This is a genomic window from Kitasatospora sp. NPDC008115 (genome assembly GCF_042957205.1).
Lineage (GTDB): Bacteria > Actinomycetota > Actinomycetes > Streptomycetales > Streptomycetaceae > Kitasatospora.
Genome location: NZ_JBIBHU010000100.1, coordinates 1 through 1091 on the forward strand (window position 1 = coordinate 1; position 1091 = coordinate 1091).

The 1091-nt window shown below is 68.8% G+C and carries 1 protein-coding gene; it reads right to left on the reverse strand.

Going from position 1 to position 1091, the window contains the following annotated elements:
- On the reverse strand, positions 1 to 1091 hold a 1091-nt coding region (locus ACFZBX_RS36985), incomplete at both ends, for a beta-ketoacyl reductase (RefSeq protein ID WP_391538210.1).

Genomic DNA, 1091 nt, shown 5'->3' on the forward strand with positions numbered 1-1091 from the left:
GGCATGAGTTGGGTGAGGAGGTGGGTGGTGAGGTCTTCGGGGGTGGGGTGGTCGAAGACGAGGGTGGCGGTGAGGTGGAGGCCGGTGGTGGTGTTGAGGGTGTTGCGGAGTTCGATGGCGGCGAGGGAGTCGAAGCCGTGTTCGCGGAAGGTGCGTTTGGGGTCGATGGTGTGGGGGTCGGTGTGGCCGAGGACGGTGGCGGTGTGGGTGCGGATGAGGTCGAGGAGGGTGCGGTGTTGGTCGGTGGGGGTGAGGGTGGTGAGGGTGTGGGTGAGGTTGTTGTTGGTGGTGGTGTGGGTGGTGGTGGCTCGGGGGAGGGGGGTGCGGGTGAGGTTGTGGAGGAGGTGGGGGAGGGTGTGGTTGTTGGCTTGGGTTTGGAGGGTTTGGGGGTTGAGGCGGAGGGGGGCGAGGTGGGGGGTGTGGAGGGTGAGGGTGGTGTCGAAGAGGGTGAGGCCTTCGTGTTCGGTGAGGGGGTGGACGCCGGCGCGGGTCATGCGGGTGCGGTCGATGTCGGTGAGTTGGGCGGTCATGCCGTTGGTGTCGGTCCAGGCGCCCCAGGCGAGGCTGGTGGCGGGGAGGCCGTGGGTGTGGCGGTGGTGGGCGAGGGCGTCGAGGTAGGTGTTGGCGGCGGCGTAGTTGGCTTGGCCGGCGGCGCCGAGGAGGCCGGCGGCGGAGGAGAAGAGGATGAAGTGGGTGAGGGGGTGGTTGCGGGTTTGGTGGTGGAGGTTGGTGGCGGCGTCGATTTTGGGTTGGAGGACGGTGTGGAGTTGGTGGGGGGTGAGGTTGGTGGTGAGGGCGTCGTCGAGGGTGCCGGCGGTGTGGATGACGGTGGTGAGGGGGTGGTCGGGGTGGATGTGGGTGAGGAGGGTTTGGAGTTGTTGGGGGTTGGTGGTGTCGCAGGCGGTGAGGGTGATGTGGGCGCCGGCGTTGGTGAGTTCGGTGGTGAGTTCGGTGGCGCCGGGGGCGTTGGGGCCGCGTCGGCTGGTGAGGAGGAGGTGGCGGATGCCGTGGTGGTGGACGAGGTGGCGGGCGATGAGGGAGCCGAGCATGCCGGTCGCGCCGGTGATCAACGCGGTCCCCGAACGGTCCAG